Origin of the sequence: Streptomyces anulatus, from assembly GCF_000721175.1 — a bacterium.
In the GTDB taxonomy this organism is placed as follows: Bacteria; Actinomycetota; Actinomycetes; order Streptomycetales; family Streptomycetaceae; genus Streptomyces; species Streptomyces anulatus_C.
In genome coordinates this window covers 165,432-183,174 of record NZ_JOEZ01000012.1, presented here as the reverse complement: position 1 = coordinate 183,174, position 17,743 = coordinate 165,432, and the positions used below count along the sequence as shown (strand labels likewise).

Below are 17,743 nucleotides of genomic sequence, written 5' to 3'. Positions count from 1 at the left end.
GTAGGGTGGACGCGCCGTAGCGCCGCCCAACCAACCATCGAAGCTCAAGGGAGCAGGACGTGTCCCGTCAGGTGTTCCTCTACGACCCACCGGACCGATTCGTGGCCGGTACGGTCGGGCTGCCTGGCCGCCGTACGTTTTTCCTGCAGGCGTCCTCTCAGGGCCGGGTCACCAGCGTGGCCCTGGAGAAGACCCAGGTCGCCGCTCTCGCCGAGCGGATCGACGAACTGCTCGACGAGGTCGTGCGCCGTACCGGGGGCAACAGCCCGGTGCCCGCCGTGGCCCCCACCGACGTCTCCGACACCGCGCCCCTCGACGTCCCCGTCGAGGAGGAGTTCCGGGTCGGCACCATGGCCCTGGCCTGGGACGGCGAGGAACAGCGCATGATCGTCGAGGCACAGGCCCTCGTCGAACTCGACGCCGACTCCGAGGACGACCTCGCGGAGGCCGAGGAGAAGCTCCTCCAGGACGAGGAGAACGGCCCGCCGATGCTCCGCGTCCGGCTCAGCGGCGCCCAGGCGCGCGCCTTCGCCAAGCGGGCCCTGGACGTCGTCAACGCCGGCCGCCCGCCGTGTCCGTTGTGCAGCCTGCCGCTCGATCCGGAAGGACACGTATGCCCGCGCCAGAACGGATACCGTCGCGGAGCCTGACGGACACCGAGCTGCTGACCCTGCTCACCGAGGGCACGATCACCGTTCTCGGGCAGGTCGGCGGGGCGTCCAACGCGGTGCTGCACTGCACGGTGGCGTACGAGGGCGAGGAGCGCACCTGCGCGTACAAGCCGGTCGCGGGGGAGCAGCCGCTGTGGGACTTCCCCGACGGGACCCTCGCCCAGCGGGAGGTCGCCGCGTACGAGATCTCCCGGGCGACCGGCTGGGACCTGGTGCCGCCGACCGTCCTGCGGGAGGGGCCGTACGGGCAGGGGATGTGCCAGCTCTGGATCGACGGACCCGAGCCCACCGACGGCGTACGGGAACTGCTCGCTCTCGTCGAGGACGACGAACCGGGCGATGGCTGGAAAGCCGTGGGCTTCGCGGACGTGGGGGAGGGGAAGACCGCGCTGCTGGTGCACGCCGACGACGCCCGGCTGCGGCGGCTCGCCGTGCTGGACGCGGTGATCAACAACGGTGACCGCAAGGGCGGCCACCTGCTGCCCGCCCCCGGCGGACGGCTCTTCGGCATCGACCACGGCGTCACCTTCAACGCAGAGGACAAGCTGCGGACCCTGCTCTGGGGCTGGGCGGGTGAGCCGCTGACCGAAGAGGCGCTGGCGGTGCTGGGCCGGCTCGCCGCGGAGCTGGCGCCGGGGACCACCCTCGCCACCCGGATGGCCGAACTCATCACGCCGGCCGAGCTGGAGGCCCTGCGGGAGCGGGTCGCCGGGCTGGTCAGGAGCGGCGTGCACCCGCAGCCGAGCGGCCGGTGGCCCTCCATCCCCTGGCCGCCGGTCTAACGCGGAGGCAAAGCCCCCTTACCGCCCGCCAGGTGTGCTCCGCAAGAAGGCCTCTTCGGACAGGTTTCCGGTGCCGGTTCGTATCCGGAAGCATCGTCCGGTTACGCTCATGACATGCATGCCTGGCCCGCTTCTGAGGTCCCCGCCCTGCCTGGCAAGGGCCGCGACCTTCGGATCCACGACACCGCGACCGGCGGACGGATCACCCTTGACCCCGGTCCCGTCGCCCGCATCTATGTCTGCGGCATCACGCCGTACGACGCGACCCACATGGGTCATGCGGCGACCTACAACGCGTTCGACCTGGTTCAGCGCGTGTGGCTCGACACCAAGCGGCAGGTCCACTACGTCCAGAACGTGACCGACGTGGACGATCCGCTGCTGGAGCGGGCCGTGCGCGACGGCCAGGACTGGACCGAGCTCGCGGAGCGCGAGACGGCACTCTTCCGCGAGGACATGACCGCCCTGCGGATGCTGCCCCCGCGGCACTACATCGGGGCGGTCGAAGCGATACCGGGCATCGTGCCCCTCGTCGAACGCCTCCGGGACGCGGGCGCCGCCTACGACCTGGACGGTGACATCTACTTCTCCGTCGACGCCGACCCGCACTTCGGCGAGGTCTCCGGCCTCGACGCCGAGGCGATGCGCCGGCTCTCCGCCGAGCGCGGCGGCGACCCGGAGCGCCCCGGCAAGAAGAACCCCCTCGACCCGATGCTCTGGATGGCCGCCCGCCCGGGCGAGCCGAGCTGGGACGGGGCCTCGCTCGGCGCGGGCCGCCCCGGCTGGCACATCGAGTGCGTCGCCATCGCGCTCGACCACCTCGGCATGGGCTTCGACATCCAGGGCGGCGGCTCCGACCTCGCCTTCCCGCACCACGAGATGGGCGCCTCCCACGCCCAGGCGCTGACCGGCGAGCACCCGTTCGCCAAGGCGTACGTCCACGCCGGCATGGTCGGCCTGGACGGCGAGAAGATGTCCAAGTCCCGGGGCAACCTGGTCTTCGTCTCGGCCGTGCGCCGCGACGGCGTGGACCCGGCGGCCATCCGGCTCGCCCTGCTCTCCCACCACTACCGCTCCGACTGGGAGTGGACCGACCAGGTGCTCGCCGACGCCGTCGAGCGCCTCGCGCGCTGGCGGGCCGCCGTCTCGCGCCCCGACGGGCCGTCCGCCGACGCGCTGGTCGAGGAGGTCCGCGAGGCCCTCGCGGACGACCTGGACAGCCCCGCCGCGCTCGCCGCGGTCGACCGCTGGGCCGTGCTCCAGGGCGCGGAGGGCGGCACGGACGAGGGTGCGCCCGGCCTCGTCTCGCGTACGGTCGACGCCCTCCTCGGAGTCGCACTGTAGGGCGGAGGACGGCACCCGCTCGGCCTGATCCGATCACCCGGACCGGCCTCGGACTTCTCTACGGAGTTCGGGGCCGGTTCCTTTTTGTCCATGGTCATGTGCTCGAAGTTGCGCTAAAAGCTCACTATGCAAACATCAACGCGCATGAGAGCGGCAGTGGTTGCTGCACTGCTCGGACTGATCGCGGTCCTCACGGGGCCCGGCGGGGCCCACGCCGACGAGGCCCCGCCGACGGGCACGGAGACCACCACGGTCGGGGACGTGACCGGATTCCGGGCGGACGGGGCGGTGTACCGGCTGAGCGCCGGGCAGGCCGAGGCCAAGGTCAGCTTCGTCTCGGAGGAGACCTTCCGCATCGAGCTGGCCCCCGACGGGAAGTTCACCGATCCCACCGGCGACGACATCGTCCTGCCCCAGGGCAACCCGCCCCGCACCCGCTGGAAGGACCGCGGCGACCGCTACGAGCTGTCGACCGGCGAGGTCACCCTGCGGGCCTACAAGAAGCCGCTGCGCTTCGCCCTGCACCGGGCCGACGGCAGCCTCGTCTGGTCCGAGGCGAAGGGCTTGAGCTGGACCGGCGAGCAGACCGTCCAGACGCTGGCCCGGGGCGCCGGGGAGCAGTTCTACGGGGCCGGGATGCAGAACGGCCGCGGCAACACCTCCCACCGCGACCAGACCGTCGAGGTCGCCGTCGACTACAACTGGGACGACGGCGGCCACCCCAACTCCGTCCCGTTCTACCTCTCCTCGGCCGGCTACGGCGTCTTCCGCAACACCTACGCCCCGGGCACCTACGCGTTCACCGACCCGGTGACGACCAGCGCGAAGGAACAGCGCTTCGACGCCTACTACTTCGCGGGCGACGGGGCCAAGGACGTCATCGGCCAGTACACCGACCTCACCGGCAAACCGTTCCTGCCGCCCGTCTACGGCATGGAGATCGGTGACGCCGACTGCTACCTCCACAACGCCAACCGGGGCGAGCGCCGCACCCTGGACGCGCTGAAGGTCGCCGACGGCTACGTCGAGAACGACATGCCCAACGGCTGGATGCTCGTCAACGACGGCTACGGCTGCGGCTACGAGGACCTGGAGGAGACCGCCCAGGGGCTGAAGGACCGCAACATGGAGCTCGGCCTGTGGACCGAGGACGGCATCGAGAACCTCGCCGCGCAGGTGAAGGCCGGGCAGCGGGTCGCCAAGCTGGACGTCGCCTGGGTCGGCGAGGGCTACAAGTTCGCCCTCGACGGCTGCAAGGACGCGTACAAGGGCATCGAGGACAACAGCGACGCCCGCGGCTTCACCTGGGCGCCCGAGAGCTGGGCGGGCGCGCAGCGCTGCGGAGTCCAGTGGTCCGGCGACCAGTCCGGCACCTGGGAGTACATCCGCTGGCAGATCCCCACCTACGCGGGCGCCACGATGTCCGGACTCGCCTACACCACCGGTGACGTCGACGGGATCTTCGGCGGCAGCGCCAAGACGTACACCCGCGACCTCCAGTGGAAGATGTTCCTCGGCACGACGATGACCATGGACGGCTGGGCCGCCATGGACAAGCAGCCGTTCCGCTACGGGGAGCCGTACACCTCGATCAACCGCGACTACCTCAAGCTCAAGGAGTCGCTGCTGCCCTACCAGTACTCCTACGCGCACGAGGCCACCAAGACCGGTGTCGGCATGGTCCGCCCGCTGGTCCTCGAATACCCCGACGACCCGAAGGCGTCCACGGAGGCGCCGAAGTACGAGTTCCTCTCCGGCGAGCACTTCCTCGTCGCGCCCGTCTACCAGGACACCACCGAGCGCCAGGACATCTACCTCCCCAAGGGCACCTGGATCGACTACTGGAGCGGCCGCACCTACGAAGGCCCCACCACCATCGACACCTACGGCGCCCCGCTCGACACCCTGCCGCTCTTCGTGAAGGCCGGCGCGGCCGTCCCGATGTGGCCGGGTATCCGCTCCTACCGCGACCGCACCGCCGACTCCCCGCTGGCCTGGGACGTCTACCCGCAGGGCGACAGCTCCTTCACCCTGTACGAGGACGACGGCGTCACCCGGAAGCACCGCGACGGCGAGTACGCCACCCAGCGTGCCGACGTCCGGGCCCCCGAGCGCGGCCCGGGCGACGTCTCCGTCACGATCAACGAGAGCCGGGGCAGTTTCACCGGCAAGCAGACCGTGCGCCCCTACGAGTTCACCGTCCACACCGGCTCCGAGCCCCGCTCGGTGAAGCTGGACCGGACGCTGCCCGAGCTGACCTCGGAGAGCGCGTACGAGAAGGCCCGGCAGGGCTGGTGGTACGACCGCGACGACCGGGGCGGCGTGGTGCACGTGAAGACCGCGCCCGTGAGCACCGCGAAGAAGTTCACGGTGAACCTCCTCGGCACCAGTGCGGTCGGCGGCAAGAAGGCCTCGGCGGCCGCCGTCCTCACGGCCCCCGCGGGTCAGGAGGCCGGAGCCGGTACACCCGGCACGGTCCTGGTCGACGTGACCGCGGGCAGCTCCGCGCTCACCGACACCACGGTCTCCCTTCAGGTCCCCGAGGGCTGGAAGACCGCCACGGCGAAGGTGCCCGGGCGGATTCCGGCAGGCGCCACCCGCCGGGTCGAGGTGGCGCTCACCCCGGCGAAGGACGCCGAGGTACGCGAGAGGACGCTGACGGCGCTGGCCCGCTACCGGGCCGCCGGTGACGCCCGTACGAGTCAGCAGCGGCTCGCCGTCTCCGTCCTGCCGCCGGCGCCGGAGGGCGAGGCCTGGGCGAGCGATCTCGTCTGGCTCTCCGAGACCAACGGCTACGGTCCGGCCGAACGCGACCGCTCCAACGGGGAGTCGGGCGCGAGCGACGGGAAGACGCTGACGCTCGCGGGAACGGCGTACGAGAAGGGCATCGGCACCCACGCCGACTCCGACATCGCGCTCCACCTCGGCGGCCGGTGCACCGCGTTCACCGCCGACGTCGGGATCGACGACGAGATCGACGGCTACGGAGAGGTGGCGTTCTCCGTGGAGGGTGACGGCAAGGTGCTGTGGACCTCGCCGAAACTGACCGGCGCCTCGGCGACCCTGCCGGTGGACGTGAAGCTCGACGGCGTACGCCAGGTGCGGCTGAAGGTCACCGACACCAACGGGTCCAGGACCGGGGACCACGGCGACTGGGCGGCGGCGAAGTTCCACTGCGCCTGAGCCGGGACCCGTAGAACGGCCCGCGGAAACAAGGGGGCGCCGCCCGGGATCGTCTCCCGTGCGGCGCCCCGCCGTTCGTCACCGCTCCGGTCAGTCCTCCTCGGAGGTGTTCCCGGGGCCTTCGTCGGAGTCGCTGCCCGGCGCGTCGTCAGAACCCCTGCCGCCCTTGTCGTCGGCGGTCCTGCCCTGCCCCGTCTCCGGACGGGGCGGCTTCGGCGGGCGGGTGCGGCCGCTGGAGGGGTCGCGCAGATACGACACGTCCCCGGACTCCGTCGCATGGCCGCCCGGCCCCTGCCCGGGTCCACCGTCCCGCCGCCGCAGATAGCGCTCGAACTCCCGGGCGATGGCCTCGCCGGACGCCTCGGGCAGCTCCGCGGTGTCCCGCGCCTCCTCCAGCGTCTGCACGTACTCCGCGACCTCGCTGTCCTCCGAGGCCAGCTGGTCCACCCCGAGCTGCCAGGCCCGCGCGTCCTCGGGCAGCTCGCCCAGCGGGATGTGCAGCCCGATCAGGTCCTCCAGCCGGTTCAGCAGGGCCAGCGTCGCCTTCGGGTTCGGCGGCTGCGACACATAGTGCGGGACCGCCGCCCACAGGCTGACCGCGGGCACCCCGGCATGCGTGCACGCCTCCTGGAGGACCCCGACGATGCCCGTGGGGCCCTCGTACCGCGTCTCCTCCAGGTCCATCGTCCGCGCCAGATCCGCGTCGGAGGTGACTCCGCTCACCGGCACCGGCCGGGTGTGCGGGGTGTCGCCGAGCAACGCGCCCAGGATGACGACCATTTCGACGCCCAGCTCATGGGCGAAGCCGAGGATCTCGTTGCAGAACGACCGCCAGCGCATCGACGGTTCGATCCCGCGCACCAGGACCAGGTCCCGGGGCTTGTCCCCGCCGACCCGCACCACGGACAGCCGCGTCGTCGGCCAAGTGATCTTCCGCGTGTTGCCGTCCAGCCACACCGTGGGCCGGTTGACCTGGAAGTCGTAGTAGTCCTCGGCGTCCAGCGCCGCGAACACCTCGCCCTTCCACTCCCGGTCCAGATGACCGACCGCTGTGGAGGCGGCGTCCCCGGCGTCGTTCCAGCCTTCGAACGCGGCCACCATGACCGGGTCGATCAGCTCGGGCACCGACTCGAGCTCGATCACCCGGGCCTCCTTCCGATGTCTCCATACGTACGGAGCAACCTTACGGCTTCCGGGGCCCCCCGCCGCAGCCCTCGTGCACGGCCGGGTGAACCCTGCCACCAGGAGTGGATCATCGGCTGGATCAGTGCATCATGGCCCCCGCGCCACCGCGGTGGCCGGCTCCGCGTCAGTACCGCAGCGAGGGCGGCGCCTCTCCCGCCGCACCACCGGGGCGGCGAACCGCTGGAGCGTCTCCAACTGCTCCGGCCGGCTCAGCCCGAAGCCGTCCACGGTGACCGACCGGAGGTCGTGGCGGTAGACCTCGTGCCGGCCGAGGATCTTGTCGATGATGTGCTGAGGACTGAGGACTGCCGATCAGCCTCTTCGAGCAGGTCGGCGGCGACGGTCGCCGGTCAGCGGGTGCGGGGCGTGAACGATCAGGGAGAGCACGGAGAATCCGATGAACTCCACCGTCCCCGCGGCGCGTTGCACGCGTATGGCGGGTGTGGCGCGTGTGCCGGGCGATCGCCCACGCCGACGGGGGCGGCTCCCGCGAGGAAACCGCCCCCGTCCCGTACCCGTGGGGGGTGGGTCAGTCCCGGTCGGCCAGCAGCTTCTCGACGCCGCCGCGGACCTCGTCCGTCGCCAGGCCGCGGATCGTCAGCGTGGTCCGGCGGCGCAGCACGTCGTCCGCCGTCTCGGCCCACTCGTGGTCGCGGGCGTAGGCGACCTGGGCCCAGATCTCCGGGGCGTCCGGGTGGACGCGCTCGGCCAGCTCCGGGCTCTCGTTGGCCAGGCGGGCGATGTCGAAGGCGAGCGAGCCGTAGTGCGTGGCCAGGTGCCGGGCGGTGTCAGGCGCCATCCGGGGGCCAGGGGTGCCGCCGTCGATCAGCAGCCGGTGCGCGACCGCGTTCGGGTTGGCGATGCCGGGCAACGGCAGCTTCCTCGGCAGCCGGTTCATCGGCTCCATGTCCTCGGCCAGCGGGTGCCCCGGCAGGGCGGCCAGCTTGTTCATGACCGTACGGCCGATGTGGCGGAACGTCGTCCACTTGCCGCCGGCCACCGACAGCATGCCGCCGCGGCCCTCCGTGACGACCGTCTCGCGCTTGGCCTTGGACGTGTCGCCCGGACCGCCGGGCAGCACCCGCAGACCCGCGAAGGAGTACGTGATCAGATCGCGGGACAGCTGCTGGTCCTTGATCGAGAACGCCGCCTCGTCGAGGATCTGCGCGGTGTCGGACTCGGTCACCGCGACATCGGCCGGATCGCCCTCGTACTCCTCGTCCGTGGTGCCGAGGAGCAGCATGTCCTCCCACGGCAGCGCGAACGTGATCCGGTACTTGTCGATCGGGGTGGCCAGCGCCGCCCGCCACGGCCGGGTCCGCTTGAGCACCAGGTGGGCGCCCTTGGAGAGGCGGATGGAGGGCGCCGCGTTCGGGTCCTCCATCTTCCGCAGGTGGTCGACCCACGGGCCGGTCGCGTTCAGCACGAGGCGGGCGGTGACGCCGAACTCCGTGCCGTCGACGCTGTCCTTGAGGTCGGCGCCCGTGACGCGGCCCCGGGTGAAGCGGAGACCGGTGACGGCCGCGTGGTTGAGGACGACCGCGCCCGCGTCGACGGCCGCGCGGACCGTCATCAGGGCCATGCGGGCGTCGTTCATCTGGTCGTCGCCGTAGACCGCGACGGCCTTCAGGTTGTCGGTGCGCAGCTCGGGGACGTCACGCTGCGCCTTGGCCGGGGAGATGACGTGGCCGACGCCGTCGCCGAACGCGGAGAGCGCGGAGTAGGCGAAGACGCCCGCGCCGAGCTTGGCCGCGCCGTGCGGGCCGCCCTTGTAGACCGGGAGGTAGAAGGTGAGCGGGTTGGCCAGGTGCGGGGCGACCTCGCGGGAGACCGCGCGGCGCTCGAAGTGGTTCTCCGCGACCAGCTTCACCGCGCCGGTCTGGAGGTAGCGCAGACCGCCGTGGAGGAGCTTGGAGGAGGCGGAGGAGGTGGCGCCGGCGAAGTCGCCGGCGTCCACCAGCGCCACCCGCAGCCCGGACTGCGCGGCATGCCAGGCGGTGGAGATGCCCAGGATGCCGCCGCCGATGACCAGGAGGTCGTACGTGGCCCGGGACAGCTGCTCCCGGGTCTCGGCGCGGCTCGGCAGCGAGCCGGAGGCCGGGTGCGTTCCGAGGGCGGGAACGCTCTGCAGGGTGGTCATGGTGATGCTCCTCGTCAGCTTTCTTCGTCCTCGATCCAGCCCATGGTCCGTTCGACGGCCTTGAGCCAGCTCTTGTACTCGCGGGCACGGGTGTCCGCGTCCATGCGGGGTGTCCACTCGGCGGCCCGGCGCCAGTTGGCGCGCAGCGCGTCGGTGTCCGGCCAGAAGCCGACGGCCAGGCCGGCGGCGTAGGCGGCGCCGAGGCAGGTGGTCTCGGCGACCATGGGGCGCACCACGGGCGCGTCCAGGAAGTCGGCGAGCGTCTGCATCAGCAGGTTGTTGGACGTCATGCCACCGTCGACCTTGAGCGCGGCCAGCTCGACGCCGGAGTCCTTCGTCATGGCGTCGCTGATCTCGCGGGTCTGCCAGGCGGTGGCCTCCAGGACGGCACGGGCGATGTGCGCCTTGGTGACGTAACGGGTGAGGCCGGCGATCACCCCGCGGGCGTCGGGACGCCAGTAGGGGGCGAACAGACCGGAGAAGGCGGGCACGAAGTACGCGCCGCCGTTGTCCTCGACCGAGGAGGCCAGCGTCTCGATCTCGGCGGCCGACTTGATCAGGCCCATCTGGTCGCGCATCCACTGCACCAGCGAACCGGTGACCGCGATGGAGCCCTCCAGGGCGTACACCGGGGGCTTGTCGCCGATCTGGTATCCGACGGTGGTGAGCAGCCCGTTGTAGGAGTTCACCGGGGTGTCACCGGTGTTCATCAGCATGAAGGTGCCGGTGCCGTACGTGGACTTGGCCTCGCCCTCGGCGAAACAGGTCTGGCCGAACAGCGCGGCCTGCTGGTCGCCGAGCGCGGAGGCGACCGGGATGCCGTCGAGGATGCCGCCCCTGGCGTGGCCGTAGACCTCGGCGGAGGAGCGGATCTCGGGGAGGACCGCGGCCGGGATGCCGATGGAGGAGAGGATCTTCTCGTCCCACGCCATGGTGTGCAGGTTCATCAGGAGGGTGCGCGAGGCGTTGGTGACGTCGGTGACGTGCACACCGCCGTCGGTGCCGCCGGTCAGGTTCCAGATGACCCAGGAGTCCATGGTGCCGAAGAGGATGTCGCCGGCCTCGGCGCGCTCGCGCAGCCCCTCGACGTTGTCGAGCAGCCAGCGGACCTTGGGCCCCGCGAAGTACGAGGCGAGCGGCAGCCCGGTCTCGCGGCGGAACCGGTCCTGGCCCACGTTGCGGCCGAGCTCCTTGCAGAGCGCGTCGGTGCGGGTGTCCTGCCAGACCAGCGCGTTGTGCACCGGCTCACCGGTGTTCTTGTCCCACATCAGCGTGGTCTCGCGCTGGTTGGTGATGCCGATCGCCTTGACGTCGGCGGAGGTGATGCCGGCCTTGACGATGGCCCCGGCGACGACCTCCTGGACGTTCTCCCAGATCTCGGTCGCGTCGTGCTCGACCCAGCCCGGCTTCGGGAAGATCTGCTCGTGCTCCTTCTGGTCGACGGAGACGATCCGGCCGTCCTTGTCGAAGACGATGCAGCGGCTGGAGGTGGTGCCCTGGTCGATGGCCGCGATGAACGGGCCGGTGCCGTGGGTGCCGGTGGTGTGTGCGTCGGTCACGGTGTGCTCCCGGAAGTCTGTGAAGTGGTAGAGGTGCGGCTCGGGCTACGCGAAGGCGAGGTTGTAGAGCCCACCGGCGATGGCGCCGCCGATGAGCGGACCCACGATGGGTACCCATGCGTAGCCCCAGTCCGAACCACCCTTGTTCGGCAGCGGCAGCACCGCGTGCACGATGCGCGGACCGAGGTCGCGGACCGGGTTGATGGCGTAGCCGGTCGGGCCGCCGAGCGAGAGGCCGATGCCGACGACGACCAGGGCGGTGATCAGCGCGCCGAGCACGCCGAGACCGTTGCCCTCGTTGTTGAGGCCCTGGGTCAGGATCGCCAGCACCAGCACGGTGGTAGCGATGACCTCGGTGATCACGTTCTGCACGCCGTTGCGGATCTCCGGACCGGTGGAGAAGATCCCGAGCACCGGGCCGGCCTTCGGGGCGGCCTTCTGGTCGACCATGCCGTCCTCGACGGGCTGGAGGTCGACGATCTCCGGGTCGGTGAGGTGGGCGTGGAACTGCCCGTAGTACACCGCCCAGACCAGGACCGCGCCGATCATCGCGCCGAACAGCTGGGAGACGAGATAGAGCGGTACGTCACCCCACTCGGTGCCGCCCTCGATGGCGAGGCCGACCGTGACCGCGGGGTTGAGGTGGGCGCCCGATACGCCGCCGGCGAGATACGCGCCGGTCAGCACGGCGAAGCCCCACCCGAAGGTGATGGCCAGCCAGCCCGCGTCCCGGGCCTTCGAGCGCTTCAGCGTGACGGCGGCACAGACACCGCCGCCGAGCAGGATGAGTACGGCGGTACCTATGGTCTCGCCGATGAAAATGTCGGAGCTGGACACCCGCGACTCCTTCGTCCTTCGTCCAGGGGAGAGCGGATCACCGGGTCCCGCCCGGTGTTCCGCGCCCCAGATGGGTATCCACGAAGCGTGGGCAACCCATCTGTAAGGGCTTGATCGGCCCTTGGCACTGCCACACCCTAACGCGTATTGCCGTTAGGCGTTCGACAATGCCGACCGTTGAACGGCAGTGTTTCCCCCGAGTGAAGGAAGCGTCAAGGGTTCTGTGGTCCACGACTCGGTGCGCGACGCGATCGTTACCGCGAAGGGCCCGGACGTACCGGACACGCCGGGCGCGGGGGCCGACGTGGGTTCGGTACGGAGTGCGGGTGGTTCGGTACGGGGAGTGGGGGGTACGGGCCGTGCCGGCCGTCAGAAGCGGCCGGCGCCCAGGTCCCGGGAGACCGCGCGGGCGCAGTCGCGTACGGCCGCGATCAGCTCGGGGCGCAGCGTGCCGCCCGGGGCCACCCGCTCCACCGCGCCCGTCACGGCCACCGCGCCCACCGGCATCCTGCGCCGGTCGTGGATCGGGGCGGAGACGGCGGCGACGCCCTCCCAGGTCTCCTCGGCGTCGGCGGCCCAGCCCTGGGCCCGGATCAGGTCGAGCATCGCCTCGAACTCGTCGGCGGCGGTGACGGTACGCCCGGTGAAGGAGCGGCGGTCCGCCTCCATGACCTCGCTGTGGGCCACCGGGTCGTACGCGGAGAGCACCTTGCCCAGCGCCGTGGAGTGCAGCGGCTGCATGGCCCCGACCTCCAGCACCTGGCGGCTGTCGTCGGGCCTGAAGACGTGGTGGACGATCAGTACGCCGTGCTGGTGCAGCACCCCGAGGTGGACGCTCTCGCCGCTGGAGCGGGCCAGGTCGTCCGTCCAGACCAGGGCGCGCGCCCGCAGTTCGTGGACGTCCAGATAACTGTTGCCCAGCCGCAGCAGCTCCGCGCCCAGCTGGTAGCGCCCCGACGTCGCGTCCTGCTCGACGAAGCCCTCCAGCTGGAGGGTGCGCAGAATGCCGTGCGCGGTGCCCTTGGCCAGGCCCAGCGAGGAGGCGATGTCGGAGAGCCCGAGCCGGCGCTCGCCGCCCGCCAGCAGACGCAGCATCGCGGCCGCCCGCTCCAGCGACTGGATGTTCTTGGCCATCGCGCCGTACTCCTCCACCTCGGTTCGACAATGCTGAACACTATCGGTCGATGCCGACCTTCGCCGGACTCCTGGGAAAGTGTCCGCCACCGGGCCGCACGTGCCGCGCCCCGCACAGCATGCAGTCCGTCCCATGGACGCACCTACGGCCCCGGGCGCTGTCCGGCTACGCTGGCGTGGTGCGCCTTCCCCAAGAAGGACGCAAAGCCGACAGCCGTCGCATCCCTGGGAGATCATCCATGGCCTCGTTGCCGACATCCGCCGCCGACAGCCGGACCCGCGCAGACGCGCTCCGAGAGGCACTCGCCACCCGTGTGGTGGTGGCCGACGGGGCGATGGGCACCATGCTCCAGGCGCAGGACCCCACTCTGGAGGACTTCGAGAACCTCGAAGGCTGCAACGAGATCCTGAACATCACCCGGCCCGACATCGTGCGCTCCGTCCACGAGGAGTACTTCGCGGTCGGCGTCGACTGCGTCGAGACCAACACCTTCGGCGCGAACCACTCCGCCGCCAACGAGTACGAGATCGCCGACCGGATCTTCGAGCTCTCCGAGTCCGGCGCCCGGATCGCCCGCGAGGTCGCGGACGAGTTCACCGGAAAGGACGGCCGCCAGCGCTGGGTCCTCGGCTCGATCGGCCCCGGCACCAAGCTGCCCTCGCTCGGCCACACCACGTACGACGTCCTGCGCGACGGCTATCAGAAGAACGCCGAGGGCCTCCTCGCGGGCGGCTCGGACGCCCTGATCGTCGAGACCACCCAGGACCTGCTGCAGACCAAGTCCAGCGTCATCGGCGCGCGCCGGGCGATGGACGCCCTCGGCATCGACGTGCCCCTGATCTGCTCCCTCGCCTTCGAGACGACCGGCGTCATGCTGCTGGGCTCCGAGATCGGCGCCGCCCTGACCGCCCTGGAGCCGCTGGGCATCGACCTGATCGGTCTGAACTGCTCGACCGGCCCGGACGAGATGAGCGAGCACCTGCGCTATCTCGCCCGCCACTCCCGTACGCCCCTGATGTGCATGCCCAACGCCGGCCTGCCCGTCCTCACCAAGGACGGCGCGCACTTCCCGCTCGGCCCCGAAGGCCTCGCCGACTCCCAGGAGAACTTCGTCCGGGACTACGGCCTGTCCCTCATCGGCGGCTGCTGCGGTACGACCCCCGAGCACCTGCGGGCCGTCGTCGAGCGGGCCCGCGGGCTCACGCCGGCCGAGCGGAACCCGCGCCCCGAGCCCGGCGCGGCCTCGCTCTACCAGACGGTCCCCTTCCGCCAGGACACCGCCTACCTGGCGATCGGGGAGCGCACCAACGCCAACGGCTCCAAGAAGTTCCGCGAGGCCATGCTGGAGGCCCGCTGGGACGACTGCGTGGAGATGGCCCGCGACCAGATCCGCGAGGGCGCGCACATGCTCGACCTCTGCGTCGACTACGTGGGCCGCGACGGCGTCGCCGACATGGCGGAGCTGGCCGGCCGGTTCGCGACCGCCTCCACCCTCCCGATCGTGCTGGACTCCACCGAGCTGCCCGTCCTGCGCGCCGGCCTGGAGAAGCTCGGCGGCCGCGCGGTGCTGAACTCGGTGAACTACGAGGACGGGGACGGCCCCGAGTCCCGCTTCGCTCAGGTCAGCGCGCTGGCCTCCGAGCACGGCGCCGCCCTGATCGCGCTCACGATCGACGAGGAGGGCCAGGCCCGCACGATCGAGCACAAGGTCGCCATCGCCGAGCGGCTGATCGAGGACCTCACCACCAACTGGGGCATCCACGAGTCCGACATCCTCATCGACACCCTGACCTTCACCATCTGCACCGGTCAGGAGGAGTCCCGCGGCGACGGCATCGCCACCATCGGGGCGATCCGCGAGCTGAAGAAGCGCCACCCCGACGTCCAGACCACGCTGGGCCTCTCCAACATCTCCTTCGGCCTGAACCCGGCCGCCCGGGTCGTGCTGAACTCCGTCTTCCTCGACGAGTGCGTCAAGGCGGGCCTGGACTCCGCGATCGTGCACGCCTCGAAGATCCTGCCGATCGCCCGGCTGGAGGAGGAGCAGGTCAAGGTCGCCCTCGACCTGATCTACGACCGCCGCAGCGAGGGCTACGACCCCCTCCAGAAGCTCATGGAGCTCTTCGAGGGCGTCAACATGAAGTCGATGAAGGCGGGCAAGGCCGAGGAGCTGATGGCCCTTCCGCTGGACGAGCGGCTCCAGCGCCGCATCATCGACGGCGAGAAGAACGGCCTGGAGGCCGACCTCGACGAGGCCCTCCAGGACACCCCGGCCCTGGACATCGTCAACAACACGCTGCTGGAAGGCATGAAGGTGGTCGGCGAGCTGTTCGGCTCCGGCCAGATGCAACTGCCGTTCGTCCTCCAGTCCGCCGAGGTCATGAAGAGCGCGGTGGCCCATCTGGAGCCGCACATGGAGAAAGTCACTGACGGCGAGGGCGCGGTCGGCAAGGGCACGATCGTGCTCGCCACCGTCCGCGGCGACGTCCACGACATCGGCAAGAACCTCGTCGACATCATCCTCTCCAACAACGGCTACAACGTCGTCAACCTCGGCATCAAGCAGCCCGTCTCGGCGATCCTGGAAGCCGCCGAGGAGCACCGCGCCGACGTCATCGGCATGTCCGGTCTCCTGGTGAAGTCGACCGTGATCATGAAGGAGAACCTCCAGGAGCTCAACCAGCGCAAGATGGCCGCCGACTTCCCGGTGATCCTCGGTGGCGCCGCGCTGACCAGGGCCTACGTCGAGCAGGACCTGCACGAGATCTACGAGGGCGAGGTCCGCTACGCCCGGGACGCCTTCGAGGGCCTGCGCCTCATGGACGCGCTCATCGGCGTCAAGCGCGGCGTGCCGGGTGCGGTCCTGCCCGAGCTCAAGCAGCGCAGGGTCCCCAAGCGGGACGTCCCCGTGCTGGAGGTCGAGGAGCCCGAGGGCTCGGCGCGCTCGGACGTCTCCACCACCAACCCGGTCCCCGAGCCGCCCTTCTGGGGCACCCGCGTCATCAAGGGCATCCCGCTCAAGGACTACGCCTCCTGGCTCGACGAGGGCGCCCTGTTCAAGGGCCAGTGGGGCCTCAAGCAGAACCGGACCGGCGACGGACCGACGTACGAGGAGCTGGTGGAGACCGAGGGCCGCCCGCACCTGCGCGGCTGGCTCGACCACCTCCAGTCCAACAACCTCCTGGAAGCCGCCGTCGTCTACGGCTACTTCCCCTGCGTCGCCAAGGGCGACGACCTGGTCCTCCTGCACGACGACGGCTCCGAGCGCACCCGCTTCACCTTCCCGCGTCAGCGCCGCGGCCGCCGCCTCTGCCTCGCCGACTTCTTCCGCCCCGAGGAATCCGGCGAGACGGACGTCATCGGCCTCCAGATCGTCACCGTCGGCTCCCGGATCGGCGAAGCCACCGCCGAGCTGTTCGCCGCGAACTCCTACCGCGACTACCTGGAGCTGCACGGCCTGTCCGTCCAGCTCGCCGAGGCGCTCGCCGAGTACTGGCACGCCCGGGTCCGCAGCGAGCTCGGCTTCGCCGGGGAGGACCCGGCGGACGTCGAGGACATGTTCGCGCTGAAGTACCGCGGCGCGCGGTTCTCGCTCGGTTACGGGGCGTGCCCGGACCTCGAGGACCGGGCGAAGATCGCCGGCCTCCTGCAGCCGGAGCGGATCGGTGTGCACCTCTCCGAGGAGTTCCAGCTCCACCCGGAGCAGTCCACCGACGCCATCGTCATCCACCACCCCGAGGCGAAGTACTTCAACGCCCGGTAGGACGGACTTCGCCCCGCGGTCACGCGCCCTTCGCGCGCCGTGGCCGGAGACGTCGTACACTGGTCGGTCCAGTGCAGGCCGGTCGCCCTTCCCTTTTCGGGAATGGCGGCCGGCCTTCTCGTCCCTTACGGAAGGTGTGCCGGATGACCAGTACGGTCCCCGCGTCCTTGACCCGCACGGCCGAAGGCGCCGCCCTGCAGGCGGTCCTTCTCGACATGGACGGAACCCTGGTCGATACCGAGGGCTACTGGTGGGACGTCGAGAAGCAGGTCTTCGCCGACCTCGGGCACCGGCTGGACGAGTCCTGGCGGGACGTGGTCGTCGGCGGTCCGATGACCCGCAGCGCCGGCTACCTGCTCGACGTCACCGGCGCGGACATCCGGCTGGACGAACTGACCGTGCTGCTCAACGACGGATTCGAGAAGCACCTCGTGCGCGGCGTGGAGCTGATGCCGGGGGCCGAGCGGCTGCTCGCCGAACTGGCCGCCTACGAGGTGCCCACCGCCCTCGTCTCGGCCTCCCACCGCCGGATCATCGACCGGGTGCTTGAGTCGGTGGGCCGCCACCACTTCGCGCTCACGGTCGCCGGGGACGAGGTCGCCCGCACCAAGCCCCACCCCGAGCCCTACCTGACCGCCGCCGCGGGCTTCGGCGCCGACCCCTGGCGCTGCGCCGTCATCGAGGACACCGGGACGGGCGTGGCCGCCGCCGAGGCCGCCGGATGCCGGGTCGTCGCCGTACCGTCCGTCGCCCCCATCGCGCCCGCGGCCGGACGCGTCGTCGTCGGCTCCCTCGAAGAGGTCGACCTCGCCTTCCTGCGCACGCTCGTCACCGGAGCGGGCGGGACGGGCTGACCCCCGTCGGAGGGCATCCGCACCGAGGGCGCGTTTGTGAACGAACAGCGGATTTTCTGCTCCCCCGCGTGTGCGTTCCGGCAACGTTCCGTGGACGTGGATCAGCTACGGGGTGCGTCTGTGAAGAGGGCGGACGGGTGACCTTCCTCACCTGAATGTCCCCGGCAGCCCGCCGGGATCGGGTGAGCTGTCCGTAATGGTGGCCGTATGTCGCCCCCTCCGGGCGCCGGGGGACCATGAGCCGCCCTCCGGACGGTCGGAGGGGTCACCCACGGCTACTAACTTTGATT

Annotated in this window: 11 protein-coding genes and 1 pseudogene; 6 read left to right on the top strand and 6 right to left on the bottom strand. The window is 70.9% G+C overall.

The window, feature by feature from the left end:
• The first annotated feature begins 59 nt into the window (after nt 1–59).
• From IG90_RS0115410 to IG90_RS0115395, 4 genes are all read left to right on the top strand, one after another.
• Entirely contained in the window at nt 60–650 is a 591-nt protein-coding gene (locus IG90_RS0115410; protein ID WP_030085580.1) for a DUF3090 domain-containing protein, read from the top strand.
• On the top strand, nt 614–1,453 hold the full coding sequence (locus tag IG90_RS0115405; RefSeq protein ID WP_030583693.1) for an SCO1664 family protein: 840 nt from the start codon (nt 614–616) through the stop codon (nt 1,451–1,453). Before IG90_RS0115410 ends, IG90_RS0115405 begins: the two co-directional genes overlap by 37 nt.
• A 114-nt stretch (nt 1,454–1,567) precedes the next feature.
• Nucleotides 1,568–2,797 carry a cysteine--1-D-myo-inosityl 2-amino-2-deoxy-alpha-D-glucopyranoside ligase gene (gene mshC / locus IG90_RS0115400; RefSeq protein ID WP_030583689.1) on the top strand — a complete coding sequence of 410 codons (1,230 nt, stop codon included), beginning with the start codon at nt 1,568–1,570 and terminating at the stop codon, nt 2,795–2,797.
• A gap of 126 nt (nt 2,798–2,923) precedes the next feature.
• Entirely contained in the window at nt 2,924–5,980 is a 3,057-nt protein-coding gene (locus tag IG90_RS0115395) for an NPCBM/NEW2 domain-containing protein (protein ID WP_030583687.1), read from the top strand.
• A 90-nt stretch (nt 5,981–6,070) separates the two neighbouring features.
• Here IG90_RS0115395 and IG90_RS0115390 read toward each other — a convergent pair whose 3' ends face one another.
• The 6 genes and pseudogenes from IG90_RS0115390 to IG90_RS0115365 form a co-directional block, all read right to left on the bottom strand.
• A complete protein-coding gene (locus IG90_RS0115390) occupies nt 6,071–7,123 on the bottom strand; it encodes a PAC2 family protein (RefSeq protein ID WP_051860158.1) in 1,053 nt (350 codons plus the stop codon).
• Nucleotides 7,124–7,252: 129 nt separating this feature from the next.
• Nucleotides 7,253–7,465: pseudogene (locus IG90_RS45855) on the bottom strand (hypothetical protein); the annotation flags it as partial.
• A 229-nt stretch (nt 7,466–7,694) separates the two neighbouring features.
• Nucleotides 7,695–9,305: a glycerol-3-phosphate dehydrogenase/oxidase gene (locus IG90_RS0115380; RefSeq protein WP_030583679.1), complete on the bottom strand. Its 1,611-nt coding sequence runs from the start codon at nt 9,303–9,305 to the stop codon at nt 7,695–7,697.
• 14 nt (nt 9,306–9,319) lie between these two features.
• On the bottom strand, nt 9,320–10,864 hold the full coding sequence (gene glpK / locus IG90_RS0115375) for a glycerol kinase GlpK (RefSeq protein ID WP_030583676.1): 1,545 nt from the start codon (nt 10,862–10,864) through the stop codon (nt 9,320–9,322).
• A gap of 45 nt (nt 10,865–10,909) precedes the next feature.
• Complete coding sequence (locus tag IG90_RS0115370) at nt 10,910–11,701, bottom strand: MIP/aquaporin family protein (RefSeq protein ID WP_030583673.1); 792 nt, start codon at nt 11,699–11,701, stop codon at nt 10,910–10,912.
• Nucleotides 11,702–12,070: 369 nt separating this feature from the next.
• On the bottom strand, nt 12,071–12,835 hold the full coding sequence (locus IG90_RS0115365; protein ID WP_030583670.1) for an IclR family transcriptional regulator: 765 nt from the start codon (nt 12,833–12,835) through the stop codon (nt 12,071–12,073).
• Nucleotides 12,836–13,074: 239 nt separating this feature from the next.
• Here IG90_RS0115365 and metH point away from each other — a divergent pair, with 239 nt between their 5' ends.
• On the top strand, nt 13,075–16,599 hold the full coding sequence (gene metH, locus IG90_RS0115360) for a methionine synthase (protein ID WP_030583667.1): 3,525 nt from the start codon (nt 13,075–13,077) through the stop codon (nt 16,597–16,599).
• A gap of 143 nt (nt 16,600–16,742) precedes the next feature.
• A complete protein-coding gene (locus tag IG90_RS0115355) occupies nt 16,743–17,453 on the top strand; it encodes an HAD family hydrolase (protein WP_030583663.1) in 711 nt (236 codons plus the stop codon).
• Nucleotides 17,454–17,743: the final 290 nt, after the last annotated feature.

Bases quoted from the DNA above. Each gene is read 5' to 3' on its own strand.
- IG90_RS0115405 (WP_030583693.1), top strand. From the start codon at position 614: ATGCCCGCGCCAGAACGGATACCGTCGCGGAGCCTGACGGACACCGAG.
- mshC (WP_030583689.1), top strand. From the start codon at position 1,568: ATGCATGCCTGGCCCGCTTCTGAGGTCCCCGCCCTGCCTGGCAAGGGC.
- IG90_RS0115395 (WP_030583687.1), top strand. From the start codon at position 2,924: ATGCAAACATCAACGCGCATGAGAGCGGCAGTGGTTGCTGCACTGCTC.
- IG90_RS0115380 (WP_030583679.1), bottom strand. From the start codon at position 9,305: ATGACCACCCTGCAGAGCGTTCCCGCCCTCGGAACGCACCCGGCCTCC.
- IG90_RS0115365 (WP_030583670.1), bottom strand. From the start codon at position 12,835: ATGGCCAAGAACATCCAGTCGCTGGAGCGGGCGGCCGCGATGCTGCGT.
- metH (WP_030583667.1), top strand. From the start codon at position 13,075: ATGGCCTCGTTGCCGACATCCGCCGCCGACAGCCGGACCCGCGCAGAC.
- IG90_RS0115355 (WP_030583663.1), top strand. From the start codon at position 16,743: ATGACCAGTACGGTCCCCGCGTCCTTGACCCGCACGGCCGAAGGCGCC.